At 73.0% G+C, this 18,586-nt stretch carries 16 protein-coding genes and 1 rRNA gene; 11 read left to right on the plus strand and 6 right to left on the minus strand.

Annotated features, from left to right (window positions below; translation table 11 throughout):
* Positions 1-26: 26 nt before the first annotated feature.
* From E1285_RS07310 to E1285_RS07335, 6 genes are all read left to right on the plus strand, one after another.
* Positions 27-1,463, plus strand: a complete 1,437-nt coding sequence (locus tag E1285_RS07310) for a GuaB1 family IMP dehydrogenase-related protein (RefSeq protein ID WP_132149398.1) — start codon at positions 27-29, stop codon at positions 1,461-1,463.
* A gap of 141 nt (positions 1,464-1,604) precedes the next feature.
* Positions 1,605-3,065 carry an LCP family protein gene (locus tag E1285_RS07315; RefSeq protein ID WP_132149400.1) on the plus strand — a complete coding sequence of 487 codons (1,461 nt, stop codon included), beginning with the start codon at positions 1,605-1,607 and terminating at the stop codon, positions 3,063-3,065.
* A gap of 108 nt (positions 3,066-3,173) precedes the next feature.
* On the plus strand, positions 3,174-4,667 hold the full coding sequence (locus E1285_RS07320; protein WP_132149402.1) for an LCP family protein: 1,494 nt from the start codon (positions 3,174-3,176) through the stop codon (positions 4,665-4,667).
* Positions 4,664-5,134, plus strand: coding sequence for a hypothetical protein (locus E1285_RS07325; RefSeq protein WP_132149404.1), 471 nt, complete (start codon positions 4,664-4,666; stop codon positions 5,132-5,134). The genes E1285_RS07320 and E1285_RS07325 overlap by 4 nt, the downstream gene beginning before the upstream one ends.
* A gap of 75 nt (positions 5,135-5,209) precedes the next feature.
* Positions 5,210-6,268, plus strand: coding sequence for an enolase C-terminal domain-like protein (locus E1285_RS07330; RefSeq protein ID WP_132149406.1), 1,059 nt, complete (start codon positions 5,210-5,212; stop codon positions 6,266-6,268).
* Positions 6,265-6,834, plus strand: a complete 570-nt coding sequence (locus E1285_RS07335; RefSeq protein ID WP_132149408.1) for an AAA family ATPase — start codon at positions 6,265-6,267, stop codon at positions 6,832-6,834. The genes E1285_RS07330 and E1285_RS07335 overlap by 4 nt, the downstream gene beginning before the upstream one ends.
* 13 nt (positions 6,835-6,847) lie before the next feature.
* Here the strand turns inward: E1285_RS07335 and E1285_RS07340 are convergent, their stop codons facing one another.
* The 3 genes from E1285_RS07340 to E1285_RS07350 are packed head-to-tail and all read right to left on the minus strand — an operon-like array spanning position 6,848 to position 12,116.
* Positions 6,848-8,809: a biotin carboxylase N-terminal domain-containing protein gene (locus E1285_RS07340; RefSeq protein WP_132149410.1), complete on the minus strand. Its 1,962-nt coding sequence runs from the start codon at positions 8,807-8,809 to the stop codon at positions 6,848-6,850.
* A gap of 5 nt (positions 8,810-8,814) precedes the next feature.
* On the minus strand, positions 8,815-10,392 hold the full coding sequence (locus tag E1285_RS07345; RefSeq protein ID WP_132149441.1) for a carboxyl transferase domain-containing protein: 1,578 nt from the start codon (positions 10,390-10,392) through the stop codon (positions 8,815-8,817).
* Between the two features lie 11 nt (positions 10,393-10,403).
* Entirely contained in the window at positions 10,404-12,116 is a 1,713-nt protein-coding gene (locus E1285_RS07350; RefSeq protein WP_132149412.1) for an acyclic terpene utilization AtuA family protein, read from the minus strand.
* 99 nt (positions 12,117-12,215) lie between these two features.
* On the opposite strand from E1285_RS07350, the gene E1285_RS07355 reads away from it, so the two are divergent.
* Entirely contained in the window at positions 12,216-12,824 is a 609-nt protein-coding gene (locus tag E1285_RS07355; protein ID WP_132149414.1) for a TetR/AcrR family transcriptional regulator, read from the plus strand.
* A gap of 24 nt (positions 12,825-12,848) precedes the next feature.
* On the opposite strand, the gene E1285_RS07360 is transcribed toward E1285_RS07355, so the two are convergent.
* The gene (locus E1285_RS07360; RefSeq protein ID WP_132149416.1) at positions 12,849-13,271 is read right to left on the minus strand and encodes a class I SAM-dependent methyltransferase; all 423 of its coding nucleotides are present in this window, start codon (positions 13,269-13,271) and stop codon (positions 12,849-12,851) included.
* Positions 13,272-13,472: 201 nt separating this feature from the next.
* Here E1285_RS07360 and E1285_RS07365 point away from each other — a divergent pair, with 201 nt between their 5' ends.
* The 3 genes from E1285_RS07365 to E1285_RS07375 are packed head-to-tail and all read left to right on the plus strand — an operon-like array spanning position 13,473 to position 16,352.
* Entirely contained in the window at positions 13,473-14,954 is a 1,482-nt protein-coding gene (locus E1285_RS07365; RefSeq protein ID WP_207946459.1) for an NAD(P)/FAD-dependent oxidoreductase, read from the plus strand.
* Positions 14,951-15,733, plus strand: coding sequence for a fatty acid desaturase (locus tag E1285_RS07370; RefSeq protein ID WP_132149421.1), 783 nt, complete (start codon positions 14,951-14,953; stop codon positions 15,731-15,733). The genes E1285_RS07365 and E1285_RS07370 overlap by 4 nt, the downstream gene beginning before the upstream one ends.
* A gap of 4 nt (positions 15,734-15,737) precedes the next feature.
* On the plus strand, positions 15,738-16,352 hold the full coding sequence (locus E1285_RS07375; protein ID WP_132149423.1) for a TetR/AcrR family transcriptional regulator: 615 nt from the start codon (positions 15,738-15,740) through the stop codon (positions 16,350-16,352).
* 44 nt (positions 16,353-16,396) lie between these two features.
* Here E1285_RS07375 and E1285_RS07380 read toward each other — a convergent pair whose 3' ends face one another.
* Positions 16,397-16,990 (minus strand): TetR/AcrR family transcriptional regulator, encoded by a 594-nt coding sequence (locus tag E1285_RS07380; RefSeq protein ID WP_132149425.1) that lies wholly within the window; start codon positions 16,988-16,990, stop codon positions 16,397-16,399.
* Positions 16,991-17,155: 165 nt separating this feature from the next.
* Between E1285_RS07380 and E1285_RS07385 the strand changes: the two genes are divergently transcribed.
* Positions 17,156-18,112, plus strand: coding sequence for a chlorophyllase (locus E1285_RS07385; RefSeq protein ID WP_132149427.1), 957 nt, complete (start codon positions 17,156-17,158; stop codon positions 18,110-18,112).
* A gap of 126 nt (positions 18,113-18,238) precedes the next feature.
* On the opposite strand, the gene rrf is transcribed toward E1285_RS07385, so the two are convergent.
* A 5S ribosomal RNA gene (gene rrf, locus E1285_RS07390) occupies positions 18,239-18,355 on the minus strand.
* Positions 18,356-18,586: the final 231 nt, after the last annotated feature.

Genomic DNA, 18,586 nt, shown 5'->3' on the forward strand with positions numbered 1-18,586 from the left:
ATCCGTGATTGGTGTGTAGTACAGCCGTGCACCTGCTGAACGGTGAGCGTTCCGCTCACGACCTCACCTACAACGACGTCTTCATGGTCCCGCGCCGCTCCTCGGTCGGGTCCCGCCTCGACGTCGACCTGTCGGCCTCGGACGGCAGCGGGACGACCGTGCCGCTCGTCGTGGCCAACATGACCGCCGTCTCCGGGCGCCGGATGGCCGAGACCGTCGCCCGCCGCGGCGCCATCGCGGTACTGCCGCAGGACATCCCCGGCGAGGTCGTCGCCGAGGTCATCGGCTGGGTCAAGGGACGCGACCTGGTCGTGGACACCCCGATCCGGCTGGGCCCCGCCCGCACGGCCGGGGACGCGCTGGCGCTGCTGCCGAAGCGCGCGCACGGCGCGGTGATCGTGGTCGAGGACGACCGGCCGGTCGGCGTCGTCACCGAGGCCGACTGCCAGGGCGTCGACCGGTTCGCGCAGCTGCGCGACATCATGTCCCGCGACCTGGTCACGCTGCCGGCCGGCGTGGACCCGCGCGAGGCGTTCAACCGGCTGCACGAGCGCGGCCACCGCCTCGCCCCCGTCGTCGACCCCGCCGGGCGGCTCGCGGGCATCCTGACCCGCACCGGCGCGCTGCGCGCCACGCTCTACGACCCGGCCGTGGACGGCGCCGGGCGGCTGCGCATCGCCGCGGCGGTCGGCGTGAACGGCGACGTCGTGGGCAAGGCCAAGGCGCTGCTGGAGGCGGGCGCCGACCTGCTCGTCGTCGACACCGCGCACGGCCACCAGGACAAGATGATCAGCGCGCTGAAGGCCGTCCGGGCGCTGGACCCGGGCGTCCCGGTCGCGGCGGGGAACGTGGTGACGGCCGAGGGCACCCGCGACCTGATCGAGGCGGGCGCCGACATCGTCAAGGTCGGGGTGGGGCCCGGCGCGATGTGCACGACCCGGATGATGACCGGGGTCGGCCGCCCGCAGTTCTCCGCCGTCCTGGAGTGCGCCGCCGAGGCGCGGCGCCTCGGCCGGCACGTGTGGGCGGACGGCGGCGTCCGGCATCCCCGCGACGTGGCCCTGGCGCTGGCGGCGGGCGCCGCGAACGTGATGGTCGGCTCCTGGTTCGCCGGCACCTACGAGTCGCCCGGCGACCTGCAGCGGGCCGCCGACGGGCGGCTCTACAAGGAGAGCTTCGGGATGGCGTCCGCGCGGGCGGTGCGGCTGCGCACCGCCGACGACTCCCCGTTCGACCGGGCCCGCAAGGCGCTGTTCGAGGAGGGCATCTCCACGTCCCGGATGTTCCTGGACCCGCGGCGTCCCGGCGTGGAGGACCTGATCGACTCGATCGTCGCCGGGCTGCGCAGCTCGTGCACCTACGCGGGCGCCCGGACGCTGGAGGAGTTCCACGAGCGGGCGACCGTCGGGATCCAGGGCTCGTCCGGGTATGCCGAGGGCATGCCGCTGTCCAGCAGTTGGTGAAGCCCGCCGGTTCCGCCGCCCGCACGGGCCCGCATTTCGCGACACGCCGCCGCCGTCACGCCGAAATCATGGCTCTGACCTGCACGCTCGTAGTCCGGGGGACGTGCACGGGGGGCTCGCGTCCCTGAAGGGGGCGGAGCAATGGTCGACGGCGGGCCGATCGGCGACGGGACACGTCTGCTGCCGGACGATGCGCGGCCGGAGGCCGGGGACCGGGGCGAGCAGCACGAGCAGGACGAAGGGCACGGGCGAAGGCACCGGGACGCTGCGCCGCGGCGGCTGGCGGAGGCGCTGCTGATCGCGGCGGCGTCACCGGTGCTGCCCGGCGTCGCGCACCTGCGGGCGGGACGCGTCCGGCTCGGCGCGGCGCTGCTCGGCGCGCAGGCGGTGCTGCTGACCGCCGCGGCGATCGCCGCCGGCCACGGCCGGTCGCTGTTCCTGGAGCTGACGGTGCGGCCGGGCTGGCTGCTGGCCCTCACCGCCGGCTCCGCGGTCCTCGCCGGGCTGTGGGCGGCACTGATCATCCACTCCTACGCCGTGCTGGTGCCGGACGGGCTGTCGCCGCCGTGGCGGCTGGCCGGAGGCACCACGGTCTCGGTCCTGTGCCTGCTGGCCGTCGTCCCGCCGCTGACCGTCGCCCACTTCGGGCATCTGCAGCGCGAACTCGTCACCAGCGTGTTCTCCGACGGGCGGGGCGGCGGCTCGCCCGGCCCGGCGGGCGCCGCGGAGGACCGCGGCGACCCGTGGGCGCACATCCGGCGGCTCAACGTCCTGCTCATCGGCGGGGACGCCGACGTGGGACGGCCGGGCATCCGCACCGACAGCATGACGGTGGCCAGCATCGACACCGCGACGGGGAACACGGTCCTGCTGAGCCTTCCGCGCAACCTGCAGCACGTGCCGGTGTGGTCGGGCAGCGAGCGGGTCCCGTACCCGCCCGAGGAACTGCTGAACTCGGTCTACGAGAACGGCGCCGAGCGTCCCGGGCTGCTCGCGGGCGGCGGGAACGTCCCCGATCCCGGCGCCGAACTGCTGAAGCGGACCGTCGGGCACATCCTCGGCCGCCCCGTCCCCTACTACGCGATGGTCGACATGCGCAGCTTCCGGCAGATCGTGGACGCGGTCGGCGGCGTCCGGGTCTGCGTGGACGACGCCGTCCCGGTCCCCGAACAGCAGGTGCCGGCGGGCAGACTCGAACCGGGCTGCCGCACGCTCACCGGCCGGGAGGCCCTGTGGTTCGGGCGGTCGCGGACGGGCAGCAGCGACTACGTCCGGATGGGCCGGCAGAAATGCCTGATGTGGGCGCTCGCCCGCCAGGCGGGGCCGCTGACCGTACTGCGCAGCTTCCAGCGGCTCACCCGGGTCTTCAAGGACTCGGTCAGCACCGATCTCCCGCGGCGGCTGCTGCCGCCGCTGGTCGACCTGGCGGCCAAGGTGAAGAACGCCGAGATCACGAGCCTGCAGTTCGTCCCGCCCGCCGTCTCCACCTGGCGCCCGGACTACCCCGAGATCAGGCGGATGGCGGCGCGGGCGGTCCGCGACTCGGGGTCGGCCTCCCACGAGACGGCCGGAGTGCATATCCTGAGCAACAGCTGTACCTGAGGTCACACGCGCTCGCATGCGGTCGGCTCCCGCGCAACTTTTGACCGGTCCCGCGCGTCCATAAGGTGAGCCAGGCTTATTCGACCGTGGGTGGGAATCGGAGCGTATATGGGTCGATCGGCGAGTCGGCGCGCCCGGGAAGGGGACGGAGACCGCTCCCCCGGCGGCGCCGGGGGTCTCCCCCGCGCGCTGGCGCTGACGCTCGCGTCGGCCCTGGTCTGGGGCGTCGCCCACATCGTCGCCGGCCGCCGCCGGGCCGGGGGGCTGCTGCTCGCCCTGTGGACGGCGCTCGCCGCCGCCGTGGCGGCCGCCGCCACCGTCTACCGCTCCGACCTGCTGCACCTGGCCGTCCAGCCGGAGGTCCTGGAGCGGCTGTCGGTCGCGCTGCTGGTGTTCGGCATGGTGTGGGTCTTCATCGTGATCCGCTCCTACCAGGTGCTGCGCCCGATCCGGCTGTCGGCCGCCGGCCACGCGCTCGGCACCGCGGCGGTCGCCGTGATGTGCTTCGCCGTCGCGGTCCCGGTCGCCTGGTCGGCGCACGGCACCTACGTCTACCGGGACGCGCTGACCAGCATCTTCCGCAGCGGCACCGAGAACGGCAAGAAGGTCGACGCCGACGACCCGTTCGACGGGCAGGACCGCGTCAACATCCTGCTGCTCGGCGGCGACTCCGCCGAGGACCGCTCCGGCGTGCGCACCGACAGCATGACGGTGGCCAGCGTCGACACCGAGACCGGCGACACGGTGCTGCTGAGCCTGCCCCGCAACCTGGAGAGCTTCCAGCTGCCGCCCGGCCCGGCCCGCAACCGCTTCCCCCACGGCTTCACCGGCGACGGTCTCCAGACGCCGGGCCTGCTGAACGAGGTGTACCAGTACGCCGAGGACCACCCCGACCTGGTGCCGGGCGTCCCCCCGGACGAGCGGGGCCCCGAGCTGCTGAAGGCCACCATCGCCGGCATCCTCGGCCTGCGGGTCGACTACTACATCCTGGTCGACATGTTCGGCTTCGCCGACATCATCGACGCCATGGGCGGCGTCCGGGTCAACATCGAGCAGCCCATCCCCTACGGGCTGGAAGGCGCCGTGCTCGAACCCGGCAACCGGACGCTGACCGGCAAGGAGGCGCTCTGGTACGGCCGGTCCCGCACCAACAGCAGCGACTACGTGCGGATGGGCCGGCAGAAGTGCCTGATGGCGGCGATCGCCGAGCAGGCCGACCCGAGGACCGTGCTGACCAGCTTCCAGCAGCTGGCCTCCGCCGCCAAGCGGACCCTGTCGACCGACATCCCGCAGGAGCTGCTGCCCGCGCTGGTGGGGCTGTCGGACAACGTCAAGGACGGCGCGAAGATCAACAGCCTGCAGTTCGTGCCGCCGCTGATCTACACCGGCAACCCCGACTTCGACCTGATCCGCAAACTGACGTCCGAGGCGGTCAACAGCGACCCGCGCCAGGTGAGCAGCCGGCCGAACGGCACAGCCGGCTCGTCGCCGAGCACGTCCCCGAGCACGTCCCCGCCCGAGACGGGGGACTCGCCGAACGGCTCCACCAAGACGCCCGAGGCCCCCAGCAAGCCGATCTCCCTGGAGGCGAACTGCCCGTGAAGCGGGCGCACCGGCTGCGTCAGGTCGTCAATCTGGTCAACCTGTCGACGGTCCTCGGGCTGCTGCTGGCCGCGGCCGCCACCCGGCGCCCCCGCAGCCGGCGCCGGGCACCGGACGGGCTGGTGGTCGCCGGAGGGTACCGGCCGCCGTTCCCCGTCGCGGCGGCGTTCACGGTCGGGAACGTCATCCTCGTGCGCGGCGACGCCTCCGGCCTGGCCGGCGACTCCCCGCTCCTGCGGCACGAGGCGCGGCACTCGACGCAGTACGCCTGGTGCCTCGGGCCCCTCATGATCCCGCTCTACGGGCTGTGCGCGGGCGTGTCGATGCTGCTGTGCGGCGACTGGTCGTCCTACAACCCGTTCGAGCGCCTCGCGGGCCTCGCGGACGGCGGGTACGAGCGGCGCCCGCTGCGCCCGTTCCTGCGCCGCCTCCGCACCGGGACGCCCGGACCGCCCGGCGCGGCCTGACCCGCGCGGCGTGTCCTCCCAGGTGCCCGGAGGGGGGATCATGGGAGGAGACCGATCGATCGAAGGGCGGTGCGGGTGCCACGGATCCGAGACTGCGACGCGTTCCGCGTCGCGATGCCGCGCGGGCGGCGGCCGGCGAGCGTCCTGGTCCGGCTCACCGGCGGCGACGCGGTGGGGTGGGGCGAGATGCCCGTCCCGGACGGATCCGGCGATCCCGGCCCGGGCTGGGCCGACATCGAGGAACGCATGGGGCCCGCGCTCGTCGGGCTGGAATGGGACCGCCCCGAGGACGTGTCCGCCGCCGCCGACCTCGGCGCCCCGGCGGCCGCCGCCGCGATCGACACCGCCTGCTGGGACCTGTGGTGCCGGACCCAGGGCATGCCGCTCGCGCACGCGCTCGGCGGTACCCGCACGTCCATCGTGACCGGCTCGCGGATCACGCCGGAGCCGGCGCTGGACGCGGTCACCACCCGCGTCAACAAGGCCGTTGGAGCGGGCCACACGCGCGTCACCCTGGACATACGCCCCGGCTGGGACATCGAGCCCGTCCGCGCGGTCAGGCAGGCGTACCCGGCGCTGGCGCTCGTCGCCGACGCCGGCCACGCCTACACCGAGGCGCCCGAGCACATGGCGGCCCTGGAGGCGCTGGACTCCTACGGCCTGGCGGCGGTCGAGCGTCCGTTCACCGCCGGCGACCTGGCCGCGCACGCCCGCCTGCAGCTCCGGGTCGGCACCGCCGTCGCGCCCGCGGTCGGCGACCTGGAGACCCTCGACGCGGCCCTGTCGCTGGACGCGGGCCGCGCCCTGCACCTGCGGCTGGACCGGTTCGGCGGGCTGACCGCCGCCCGCAGCGCCCACGACCTGGCGTACGCGGCCGGGTGGGACGTGTGGTGCAGCGGCTGCGGCGCGTTCGGCATCGGCCAGGCCGCCGCGGTCGCGCTGGCGTCGCTGCCGGGCTGCACGCTGCCGAGCGACGTGTCCGACCCGGCGGGCGGCCCGGTCTTCGTGTCGCCGCCGGTCCGCTCGTCCGGCGGGGTCGTCGGCGTCCCCCTCACCCAGCCGGGCCTGGGCCACGAGATCGACGAGGCGAGCATCGAGCGGCTGGCGACCCGCCGCCTCAGCCTGTCGGCATGATCCCCGCCCCCGTCTGGGTGGTGGCCGGGCCGCCCGGCTCCGGCAAGTCCACCGTGGCGGACCTGCTGCTGGCACGGCTGCGTCCCGTCCCCGCCCTGCTGGACAAGGACACGATGTACGGGCCGTTCGTCGCGGCGGCCCTCGCGGCGTCCGCCCGCGACCCGGGCGAACGCGAGGGCCCCTGGTACGACGAGCACGTCAAGCCGCACGAGTACGCCGGGATGACCGCGACGGCCCGGGAGGTCCGCGGCCACGGCTGCCCGGTGCTGCTCAGCGGCCCGTTCACCGGCCACATCCGGAACGGGCGGCGCTGGACGGAGTGGACGCGTTCCCTGGGCGGCCCGCCCGTCCACCTCGTCTGGATCCGCACGGACGCCGCGACGCTCCGGCACCGCCTGGAGGAACGCGGCTCACCCCGCGACACCGGCAAACTGGCCGATTTCGGCGCCTTCACCGCGCGGATGCGCCCCGGCGAGCCGCCACCCGTCCCCCACACGGCCGTGGACAACCGACTGACGGCGCCCGTGACCCTGGAGGAGCAGCTCGACGCGCTGGCCGCTCAGTAGGTCTTGGGGAGCCTCATCCCGAGGCCGCCTCGATGACGGCGAGGACGGCGCCCGACTCGACCTGCTGCCCCGCTGAGACGTTCAGTTCCGCGACCGTCCCGGAGGCGGGCGCGGCGATGCGGTGCTCCATCTTCATCGCCTCCAGGACGACGAGTGTCCGGCCCTCGGTGACCTCCGCGCCCTGCTCGGTCTCGACGCGCAGGACGGTCCCGGGCATGGGGGCGAGGAGGGAGCCGGGGGCGATCTGGCCACTCGGGTCGGCGAAGCGCGGGACGGCCCGGAAGGCCACCGGACCGAGGCGGGAGTCGACGTACACCGAGTCACCGGCCGTGGCCACCGTGAACGTCTCGCGCAGGCCCCCATGGTCCAGGACGACCCGTTCCGGTGTGGCGGCCACGATCGAGGTGCCGGGGCACAGCTCGGACACCAGCCCGTCCCTGTGCAGGTAGTAGTCGACGGTGACCGCCCCCGAGGGGCCCTCGAACGTCCGGCGCCGGGGCTGCGACCGGACGTTGCGCCAACCGGACGGGAGCCCGCCGAGCACCGGCGCGGCGGCCCGGTCCGCCGCCGCCCCGGCCAGCGCGGCGGCCAGCGCGGACACCCGGACCGCGTCCTCGCCGGCCAGCGGCGCGGCGAGGACGCCGAGGCCGATCCGGTCCAGGTACCCGGTGTCGGTGTCGCCGTCCAGGAAACCGGGTTCCTCCAGCACCCGGACGAGCAGGTCGCGGTTGGTGGCCGGGCCGTGGACGCGGGCGCCGCGCAGCCCGGCCGCGAGCCGCCGGGCCGCGGCGCGGCGGGACGGCGCCCACGCGATCACCTTGGCGAGCATCGGGTCGTAGTGGACGCCGATCTCGCCGCCGCCCTCCACACCGCTGTCGAGCCGCAGCCCGAAGGAGGCGGGGACGGCGAACTCGGCGTCGACGCCCGGCACTTCGAAGGTGTGCAGAGGCCCGCTGCCGGGGCGCCAGTCATGTGCGGGATCCTCGGCGTAGAGGCGGACCTCGATGGCGTGGCCGCGCGGCTCCGGTACGGCGTCCGGGAGCCGCGCCCCTTCGGCGATCTCGATCTGCAGCCGGACGAGGTCCACCCCGTACACGCATTCGGTGACCGGGTGCTCGACCTGGAGGCGGGTGTTGACCTCCAGGAAGAAGAAGCGGCCGTCGCCGGCGAGCATGAACTCGACCGTGCCCGCCCCCGTGTAGCCGATCGCGCGGGCCGCGCTCGCCGCCGCGTCGCACAGTTCGCCGCGCAGCCCGGGCCCGACCGCCGGGGACGGCGCCTCCTCGACGATCTTCTGGTGGCGGCGCTGGATCGAGCATTCGCGCTCGCCGAGCGCCCAGACGCCGCCGTGCGCGTCGGCGACGATCTGCACCTCGATGTGGCGGGCGCCCTCCAGCAGCGGCTCGCAGAACACCGTCGGGTCGCCGAACGCCGACTCGGCCTCGCGGCGGGCCGCGGCGACGGCGTCCGGCAGGTCGTCCGGCGTCCGGACGATCCGCATGCCGCGCCCGCCGCCGCCCGCGGACGCCTTCACCAGCAGCGGGAAGTCCGCGGCGGCGACGTGCTCGGGGTCCAGCTCGGGCAGCACCGGCACGTCCGCGGCGGCCATCAGCTTCTTGGCCTCGATCTTGGAGCCCATCGCGGCGATCGCCGCCGGCGGTGGGCCGATCCAGGTCAGGCCGGCGTCGATCACGGCCCGCGCGAAGTCCGCGTTCTCCGACAGGAACCCGTACCCCGGGTGGACGGCGTCCGCCCCGGCGCTCGCCGCCACGGCGAGGAGCCGCTCCGCCGACAGGTACGTCTCCGCAGGGGACGCCCCGGGCAGCCGCCCCGCCACGTCCGCCTCCCGGACGTGCGGCGATCCCGCGTCCGGGTCGGAGTGGACGGCGACCGTCCCGATGCCGAGGTCCCGGCAGGCCCGCAGGACGCGGCGGGCGATCTCGCCCCGGTTGGCGACCAGCACTGTTTCGATCATCGGGCTCACATCCGGAAGACGCCGAAGCCATCGGCTCCGCGCACGGGCGCGTTGTGGACGACGGACAGGCACAGGCCGAGTACGGTGCGGGTGTCGCGCGGGTCGATCACGCCGTCGTCGTAGAGCCGTCCCGACAGGAAGAACGGCAGCGACTCCGCCTCGATCTGGTTCTCGACCATCTCCCGCATGGCGCGGTCCTGGTCCTCGTCGTAGGCCTGACCGCGCGCTTCGGCGGCCTGCCGCGCCACGATCGACAGGACGCCGGCGAGCTGCTGCGGGCCCATCACCGCCGACTTGGCGCTCGGCCACGCGAACAGGAACCGGGGGTCGTACGCGCGGCCGCACATGCCGTAGTTGCCCGCCCCGTACGAGGCGCCCATCACGATCGTCAGATGCGGGACCTTGCTGTTGGCCACCGCGTTGATCATCAGGGCGCCGTGCTTGATGATGCCGGCCTGCTCGTAGTCCCTGCCGACCATGTAGCCGGTCGTGTTGTGCAGGAACAGCAGCGGGGTGTCGCTCTGGTTGGCGAGTTGGATGAACTGCGCCGCCTTCTGCGCCTCCTCGCTGAACAGGACGCCCTGCGCGTTGGCGAGGATCCCGACCGGGTAGCCGTGGACGCGCGTCCAGCCGGTGACCAGGCTCGTCCCGTACAGGGGCTTGAACTCGTCGAACCGGGAGCCGTCCGCGATCCGGGCGATGACCTCGCGCGGGTCGAACGGGACCTTCAGGTCCTCGGGGACGATGCCCGCCAGCTCTTCGGCGTCGTACAGCGGCTCCTCCACCGGCCCGGGCGCGGGGCCCGCCTTGCGGTGGTCGAGGTTCTTGACGATCTGGCGGCCGAGGCGCAGCGCGTCCGGCTCGTCCACGGCCATGTAGTCGGCGAGTCCCGAGGTCCGCGCGTGCATCTCCGCGCCGCCGAGCTCCTCGTCGTCCGCCTCCTCCCCGGTGGCCATCTTCACCAGCGGCGGCCCGCCGAGGAAGACCTTCGCGCGCTCCTTGACCATGACGACGTGGTCGCACATGCCCGGGATGTACGCACCGCCCGCCGTGGAGTTGCCGAACACCAGCGCGACCGTCGGGATCCCCGCCGCCGACAGCCGGGTCAGGTCGCGGAACATCCGCCCGCCCGGGATGAAGATCTCCTTCTGCGTCGGCAGGTCCGCGCCGCCCGACTCGACCAGGTTGATGACCGGCAGCCGGTTCTCCAGCGCGATGTCGGCCGCCCGGAAGCTCTTCTTCACCGACCACGGGTTGCTCGACCCGCCCCGCACCGTCGGGTCGTTCGCCACGATCAGGCATTCGACGCCCTCGACGACGCCGATCCCGGTGACGACGCTCGCCCCGACGGGGAAGTCGCTGCCCCACGCGGCGAGCGGGCTCAGCTCCAGGAACGGCGAATCGGGGTCGAGCAGCAGCTCGACACGCTCCCGCGCGAGCAGCTTGCCGCGCTCGCGGTGCCGCGCGACGTACTTCTCCCCGCCGCCGCCGAGGGCCTTGGCGTGCTCGGCGTCCAATGCCGCGAGCTTGTCCAGCATGGCCGCGCGCCGCTCCCGGTACTCCGGGCCGCGCGTGTCGAGCATGCTCTTGAGCGTCACAGGACCGCCTCCGGGATGTCGACGTGGCGGGCCCTCAGCCACTCGCCGAGGGCCTTGCCCTGCGGGTCGAACCGGGTCGACGCCGACACGCCCTCCTGGAGGAGGCCTTCGACGACGAAGTTGACCGCGCGCAGGTTGGGCAGCACATGGCGGTGGACGGAGTGATCGCGGGTCTCGGGCAGCAGCTCGCGCAACCGCTCGACGGTGAGGAACGGCTCAAGCCATCGCCATTGCGCGTCCGTCCGCGCCCACACCCCGATGTTGGCGTCCCCGCCCTTGTCCCCGCTCCGGGCTCCAGCGGCCCGTCCCAGGGGGACGCGGACGGTCGTCCCCCAGCGGGATGGGGCGGCGTCCGTTTCGGCCTGCGCGTCGGCGATCTCGGTCACGACGGGAGCCGGCGGGATGGGGACGCGCTCGCCCGCGTGCGTGACCGCCACATGCTCGACCGCCTCGTTGGGGACGTACGCGGGCGTGTAGACACCGTATGGACCGCCTTTCCCTGGCGGGGAGGTCATGGTGAAGCCGGGGTAGCCGGCGAGGCCCAGTTCCACGGCCGCCCCGCTGAACGCGCGGCCGGCCTTCTCCGGATCCGGGTCGAGGACGGCGCAGCGGAGCAGGGCGGTGGCCGCGCCCTGGGTGGCGGGGTCGGGCTCGGGGGTCCCGATGAGCGTCCATTCGACGCGGGCGGGCGGGGCGCCGCCGAAGGCCGCCTCCAGCCGCCTCTTGGCGAGTTCCGCTTTGGCTTCGATGCCGAGCCCGGTGAGCACGAAGGTCACCTCGTTGCGGTGACCGCCGAGGTGGTTCAGGCAGACCTTGGTGGTGGCCGGCGGCGGGAGCCCCTTGACGCCGCTGATCCGCACCCGGTCCGCGCCGTCACGGGCCAGCTCGATCGTGTCGAAGCGGGTGGTCACGTCCGGGCCGGCGTAGGACGGCCCGCCGATCTCGTACAGCAGCTGCGCCGTGACGGTCTCGGCGGTGACGGCGCCGCCCGTCCCGTCGTGCTTGGTGATCACGCTGGAGCCGTCGGCGTGGATCTCGGCGACCGGAAAGCCCGGCGCCTTTACATTGTAGATTTCTTCGAAGAAGGCGTAGTTGCCGCCCGTGGCCTGCGCCCCGCACTCCAGGACGTGCCCGGCGGCGGTCGCGCCGGCCAGCGCGTCCCAGTCGTCCCGCGCCCAGCCGAAGTGCGCGGCGGCCGGGCCCACGACCAGGGAGGCGTCGGTGACGCGGCCGGTGACCACCACGTCGGCGCCGCTCCGCAGGCACTCGGCGATCCCCCACGCCCCCAGGTAGGCGTTGGCCGTCAGCGGCCGCCCGTACCGCGAGTCCGCGAACCCCAGTTCCGCGGCCCGCTCCAGCAGATCGTCGCCCTCGACGTGGGCGACGCGGACGTCGAGGCCGAGCCGCCCCGCCAGCTCGCGCAGTCTGTCCGCCAGCCCGCGCGGGTTGAGCCCGCCCGCGTTGGCGACGATCGAGGTGCCGCGCTCCACGGCGAGCCCGAGGCACTCCTCCATCTGCCGCAGGAACGTGGTGGCGTAGCCGGCGTCCGGGTCCTTCATCTTGCCGCGCCCCAGGATGAGCATCGTCAGCTCGGCGAGGTAGTCGCCGGTCAGGACGTCCAGCGGCCCGCCCTCCAGCATCTCCCGCATCGCGGAGAAGCGGTCACCGTAGAAGCCCGAGGCGTTACCGACCCGCAACGGTTGGCTCATGCCTGAACCCTGCCAGCCCGGCAACAAAAAATCAATCACGCATGATTGTTTCTTCTGCGGGCGTTTGGTTGACTGGAGGACCACCGAGCCGAGGACCAGATGAGCGCCCAGGCACTCCCCCGCGAACCGCGGCAGGACCGCAGCCGCGCGACCCGGCAGCGCCTCCTGGAGGCCGCCGTGGAATGCCTCGCCTCCGCGGGCTGGGCCGGGACGACCGTGGCCGTGGTCGCCGAACGCGCCGGCGTCTCCCGGGGCGCGGCGCAGCACCACTTCAGGACGCGCGAGGAACTGGTGACGGCCGCGGTCGGGTACGGCTCCGAGGTGCGGATTGCCCGGATGCGCGAGCGCCTGAACGCGCTCACCGGGCGCCGTCCGTCCACCCTGGACGTCGTCACGCTCCTCGGCGAGATGTACACGAGCCCCCTGTTCCGCGCCGCGCTGCAACTCTGGGTCGCCGCGAGTTCCGACGAGCAGCTCCGTGCGCAGGTCGTCCCCCTGGAGGCGCGGGTCGGGCGCGAGGCGCACCGTCTCACGATCGAGGCGCTCGGCGCGGACGAGAGCGTGCCCGGCGTCCGGGAGACGGTCCAGGCGACCCTGGACCTCGTGCGCGGCCTCGGCCTGGCCGACCTGCTCACCGACGACTCGGCCCGCCGCGCCCGCCTGCTGAACCAGTGGGCCGCCATCCTCGACCAGGCCCTCGGCCGCTGACCGGCACGGCCTTCGGGCGGCGGCTCAGACGGATATCTCCCGCAAGGGGCCGCCTCCGTCGATGAGAAGGCGGCCACCCGGTGCGAGCACCGCGGCGATGCGCGTCATGGCCCTGCGTCCCGCCTCCGGATGCCGGCCGTCGAGCGCGCCGACCCGTACCGCGAACACGAGGTCGAACGGCCCTTCGCCGGGCTCCGGCTCGAAGTCCTCGATCGTCGCCTGCCGGACGCTCATGCGTCCCGAGGCGATCTCGTCCGCCGAAGCAGCCCTCGTCTGCGCGATCGCCTTGGCGGACCTGTCGATCGCGAGGATGTGCCCGGTGCCGAGCCGGGCCGCGACGGCCCGCGCGGCGGCGCCCGTCCCGCACCCGATCTCCAGGACCCGCATGTCCGGCGCCAGCGGCAGAGCGTCCACGATCCCGGCGAGACGAGGCGACAGCGACGGCATGGCCCGACGATACGGCATCGTCGGCGGCCCTTCACCGAGGATGCGCCGCCGGAGGTGGAGACCGTCCGGGGCCGGGTCCGGCCATCTGCGTCGCCGCGGGTTGACGGTGCCGAGCGCCGAACGGACTCTGAACACATGTTCAGAACAAGCGTTCAGACCGATCGTCCACGGAGGGCGGCGCGGTTTCCGGCGTCGTGCGAGGTGGCCGTGCTCGGCGGCGGGCTCGCCGGGATGGCGACGGCGGCCAGGCTGCAGGCGGCGGGGGTGTCCACGCTCGTCATCGAGGCCCACGGACATGTCGGGGGCTGCGCCGGCTACTACCGGCGGCGGGGCTTCTCCTTCGACGTGGGCGCGACGACGATGGTCGACTTCGAGCCCGGCGGCGTCGGCGCGGAACTGCTCGACAGCGTCGGGATGGACCCGGTGCCCGGCGAGGCGCTGCCCGGCTACGTCGGCTGGCTGCCCGACCGCAAGGTCACCCTCTACCGCGACACCCGCGCCTGGCACCGCGAACGGCTCCGCGCCCTGGGCGACACTCCCCGGCACCGCGCGTTCTGGTCCCGTCTCGACCGTCTCGCGGACGTCTTCTGGCACGCGAGCCGCGCCGGAGTCCGGCTTCCGATGCGGCGCCCCGCGGACGCCCTGCACAACCTGCGGGCCCTCGGGCCGCGCGGGCTCCCGCTCGCCCGCCACCTGAACGCCACCCTCGGGGACGCCCTCGTCCAGCACCGGCTCCGCGGTGAGGCACCATTGGTCGGGCTGCTGGCGATGCTGGTGGAGGACACCGTCCACAGCACCGTCGACCGTGCCCCGCTCATCAACGCCGCGCTCGGCGTCACCATCCGCGGCGCCGGGCTCACCCGCGCGGACGGCGGCATGCGCGGCTTCTGGCGGCGCTTCGTGTCGCACTACCGGGGGATCGGCGGGCGACTGCGCGCCGGCTGCCAGGTCGAGCGCGTCACCGGGCGGGCCGGCGCGTTCGAGGTCCACACGAACCGAGGCGTCGTCCATGCCCGGCAGGTGGTCAGCGCCTTGCCCGCCGCGACGACCGCACGAGTCGCCCCCTCCCTCGCCGGGCCTCTCAGGCCCTACCTGCAGCGGGACGAGGAGGACATGGGCGGGGCGATCGTCGTCTTCCTCGGAGTCCCGGACGACGAGGTCGCAGGCCAGGAATTCACCCACCATCAGCTGCTGCAGGACTACAAGCGGCCGCTCGGCGACGGCAACAACATGTTCGTTTCGGTGTCCGCGCGGGGCGACACCGAAAGCGCACCGCCGGGGCAGCGGGCCGTGATGATCTCCACGCACACCGGGCTCGCGGACTGGGCCGACCTTCCGGACGCCGACTACGACGTCCGCAAGCAGGAGATCGGGGAGCGTCTCGTCGGCCTGGCCCGCCGCGTCCATCCCTGCCTCGGCGAACGCGCGCGGGTCTGGGAGGTGGGCACGCCGCGCTCCTACGCGCGTTTCGCCTTCCGGCCGGGCGGTGCGGTCGGCGGCGTCCGGCAGACGCCGGGCAACGCCAACCAGAACGCCGTCCCGCATTCCCTTGGCGTGCCCGGGCTGTGGCTCGTTGGCGACTCCACCTGGCCCGGACTCGGCACCGTCGCGTGCGCGCTGGGCAGCCGCATCGTCGCGGACGAGGCGCTCAAGGCCGCACGCCGGACGGCGGTGACCCGATGACGGTCCCCAGGCTTTCGGAGCTCGGCCCCGACCTGCTCGTCACCACCCGCCCGCGTCGGATCCTCGCGCTGTCCCTTCCCTACGCGGGCGTCGGCCTGTTCGCCGTGGCATGGCTCGCGGGCTGGTGGTGGCTGACACCTCTCATCGCCTTCGGGATCTTCGTCGCGGTTGTGACGGCGACACACGACGCCGTCCACCGGTCTCTCGGTCTCGGGAGGCAGGCAACGGAATGGGCCCTGTTCCTGCTGGGCGCGGTCCTCCTGGAGAGCGGCCACGCCTACCGCGCCACTCACCTCCAGCACCATCGGACATTCCCCGGCGACGACGACCCCGAGGGATACCCGGCGGACCTGTCGATGCTCGGCGCGGTCCTCTACGGCCCGGTCTTCCTCGTCCGCCTGTGGTGGTGGGCGTACCGGCGCGGCGCGGCCGGTCAGCGCGTGTGGCTGCTGGCGGAGGCGGCGTTCCCCTTCGCGGCCGTCGGCGCCGGCGTCCTGTTCTCGCGGGGGCTCCTCGTGTACGCCGCCATGATGATCGTGGGAAGCTGGATCTATCCTCTGCTGACCGTCCACCTGCCGCACCGGCACTACGGGGACACGCCGCTCACGCAGACCCGAACGCTGCGCGGACGGATCGTCCCCGCACTGTTCCTGGAGCTGACGTACCACTTGGAGCACCATCTGTACCCGCAGGTGCCGAGCCACCACCTGCCGAAGCTCGCACGACGCCTCGACCCCGTCCTCGCCGAGGCCGGGATCGAACCCTGGAAAGTGATCTGAACACATGGCGCCACGCGCGGAGGCCAGGAAACGCCTCCTCGAAGCGACCATCCGGACGCTCGCCGTCGAGGGATACGGCGGGACGACGGCCCGCTCGATCGCCAAGACGGGCGGCTTCGCGCCTGGCGTCATCTATTACCACTTCGAGGACCTGGAGGCCCTTCTCGTCGCGGCTCTCCGCCACACCAGCCAGGCCCGAATGGCACGCTACGAGGACGTACTCGGTTCCTGCACGGACGCCACCGAACTGCTCTCACGTCTCCGCGAAATGTACGCCGAAGACCTGCGCGACCAGGGGCATATCGACGCGGTCCAGGAACTCTTCACGGCCTCGGCGACATCGCCGCGGCTGCGGGAGGAACTCCTCTCCCACGTCGAATCCTGGTCCGGCTTCGCCGCCGCCGCGGTCCAGCGGCTCGTCGACGGAACGACGCTGGAACGCCTCGTCCCGTCCCGCGAACTCGGCATGATCGCGGTCGCGATGTTCCTCGGCGTCCAGACCCTCACACACCTGGACGGTGACCGCTCCCGCATCGAATCGCTCTTCGGCACCGCCGAACCCGCCGCGGTCCTCTGGGACACCTTCGCCGGACGCCGCAGTTCCACTCCCGGGGACTGAGAAGGCCGCCGCTGGAGTGGGCGGCGCACGAGACCGGTCCGGGCTCACCGAGCCCGGCGTAGCCCTGCGATGAGGAGTTTGACCAGCCGAGGTCCGTCATAGCGAGGATTGTCACGGGCGCCGGCACACAGGCCCCCAACGCCGCGCATGAACTCGTAGGCGTCCTGGCCGGGGTCGATCTCGCCCGACGCCGCCGCGGCGTCGAGCAGTTGCGCGCAGACGGGCTCGAGCCGCTCCAGGAAGTAGGAGTGCAGGGGGTCGAAGCAGGGGTCGTCGGACTGCAGCACCGCGGCAAGCCCCTGTTTGGTGACCACGAAATCAACGAAGAGGTCGATCCATCGCCCCAGGGCGGCGTACGGAGTCGCGCTGGTCTCCAGCAGGGACGGGCCGGCCTCGGCGAGGTCCTCGACCTGATGCCGGTAGACGGCGACGATGAGATCCGCTCGCGTCGGGAAATGGCGGTAGATCGTGGCCGTTCCGACGCCGGCCTCGGCCGCGATGTCGCGGATCGGCGCCTCCACTCCCGAGGTGACGAAGACCGCGGCGGCGGCATCGAGCAGGACCTCCTGGTTGCGTCGCGCGTCCGCCCGCTTGGGCCGGGCCACCGCGCGTCCCGCGGCCTGATCGTTCTCGCTCATCGACTCCCTCCTCACCGCGACGATTGCTAAACGGGACAACGTCCCGTATCGTCCCGGCCATGAACCGGGACACCGTCCCGCTTCCCCTCATCATGTCAGACCACGGTCCGGTGGCAAGCCGATCCCGGCTCCCCGCGACCACGTACCGCCAGAAGGAAGGCTTCCATGACCGCAACCGAAACGGCTACGACGAACGTGGCCACCACCGCGTCCACGCCCGTCGTCTCGGTGAAGCCGGTGGTACTGGAAGTGCCCGGCCGGGGCGAGGACCTGCAGGTCAGGGTCTCCGCGCCGGCGACCGGGCGTGACCTGCCGATCATTGTCTTCTCCCACGGCTCCGGCTCGTCGCTGGACGGCTACGGCCCAGTGGCCGACTTCTGGGCCGCTCACGGCTTCGTGGTCATCCAGCCCACCCACCTCGACTCCAGGACGGTGGGCCTCCCCCAGGACGACCCGCGCACACCGCGGATCTGGCGCTTCCGGGTCGAGGACATGAAGCGCATCCTCGACAACCTCGATCTGCTGGAGTCCGCCCTTCCCGGCCTGAGCGGCCGCCTCGACCGAAGCCGCATCGCCACCGCCGGGCACTCCTTCGGCGGCCAGACGGCGGGCGCCCTGCTGGGCCTGCGGGTCCTCGCCCCGGAGACCGGGCAGGAACAGGACTTGTCCGACCCGCGGATCAAGGCGGGCGTGCTGTTCGCCACAGCAGGACGGGGCGGGGACAGCCTGACACCGTTCGCGGCCGAGAACATGCCTCACCTGAACGTGAGCTTCGCGCACATGACCACGCCAACCCTCGTGATCGTCGGGGACCGGGACGACGTCCCGCGGAAATACCGGCTGACCGTCCGCGGGCCGGACTGGATGACCGACCCCTACCACCTCAGCCCCGGCGCCGAGAGTCTGCTCACCCTGTTCGGCGCGGAACACTCGCTCGGCGGTATCGCCGGCTACGAGGCCGAGGAGACGACTGACGAGAACCCCGAACGCGTCGGCCTCATCCAGCGGCTCACACTCGCCTACCTCCGCCACGCGCTCGGCATCGAAGACTCCACCTGGACGGCGGCGCAGAAGGCCCTGTCCGAGAGCAGCACCCCCTTGGGCCGCATCGAATCCAAGTAGAGATCGCGCGGGCAGGTGCTGCCGACCGCGTCCGGCCACCGCGCAGGCGGGCCCCACATGCTGACCGGCCGGAGCGAAAACAAAAAAGGCCCCGCCGGTGTCGGCGGGGCCCTCTCCATAATACGAGTCCGGCGGTGTCCTACTCTCCCACACAGTCTCCCGTGCAGTACCATCGGCGCTGAAGGGCTTAACTTCCGGGTTCGGGATGGGACCGGGTGTTTCCCCCTCGCCAAAACCACCGAACGACCAACCCCCAGACACCCACCAACCAGCGGCGGGTGCGGGAAGACTCGTCCGAGCCAGGCTCGGCAAAATTCTATTGTTTTGTGCGGGTGCCCAGTTGTTTTCTGGGAACCACACAGGGACGCGAACATCTCATGCAGCGATTTGGATTGAACGTTGTGTGTGTTCAAGCCACTCGGCCTATTAGTACCGGTCGACTCCACACGTTACCGCGCTTCCATCCCCGGCCTA

It is taken from the genome of Actinomadura sp. 7K507, assembly GCF_004348425.1.
Classification (GTDB): Bacteria; Actinomycetota; Actinomycetes; order Streptosporangiales; family Streptosporangiaceae; genus Spirillospora.

Coding starts and splice junctions, on each gene's coding strand:
- E1285_RS07315 (WP_132149400.1), top strand. CDS start 1,605: ATGGTCGACGGCGGGCCGATCGGCGACGGGACACGTCTGCTGCCGGAC.
- E1285_RS07320 (WP_132149402.1), top strand. CDS start 3,174: ATGGGTCGATCGGCGAGTCGGCGCGCCCGGGAAGGGGACGGAGACCGC.
- E1285_RS07335 (WP_132149408.1), top strand. CDS start 6,265: ATGATCCCCGCCCCCGTCTGGGTGGTGGCCGGGCCGCCCGGCTCCGGC.
- E1285_RS07340 (WP_132149410.1), bottom strand. CDS start 8,809: ATGATCGAAACAGTGCTGGTCGCCAACCGGGGCGAGATCGCCCGCCGC.
- E1285_RS07345 (WP_132149441.1), bottom strand. CDS start 10,392: ATGCTCGACACGCGCGGCCCGGAGTACCGGGAGCGGCGCGCGGCCATG.
- E1285_RS07350 (WP_132149412.1), bottom strand. CDS start 12,116: ATGAGCCAACCGTTGCGGGTCGGTAACGCCTCGGGCTTCTACGGTGAC.
- E1285_RS07355 (WP_132149414.1), top strand. CDS start 12,216: ATGAGCGCCCAGGCACTCCCCCGCGAACCGCGGCAGGACCGCAGCCGC.
- E1285_RS07360 (WP_132149416.1), bottom strand. CDS start 13,271: ATGCCGTCGCTGTCGCCTCGTCTCGCCGGGATCGTGGACGCTCTGCCG.
- E1285_RS07370 (WP_132149421.1), top strand. CDS start 14,951: ATGACGGTCCCCAGGCTTTCGGAGCTCGGCCCCGACCTGCTCGTCACC.
- E1285_RS07375 (WP_132149423.1), top strand. CDS start 15,738: ATGGCGCCACGCGCGGAGGCCAGGAAACGCCTCCTCGAAGCGACCATC.
- E1285_RS07380 (WP_132149425.1), bottom strand. CDS start 16,990: ATGAGCGAGAACGATCAGGCCGCGGGACGCGCGGTGGCCCGGCCCAAG.
- E1285_RS07385 (WP_132149427.1), top strand. CDS start 17,156: ATGACCGCAACCGAAACGGCTACGACGAACGTGGCCACCACCGCGTCC.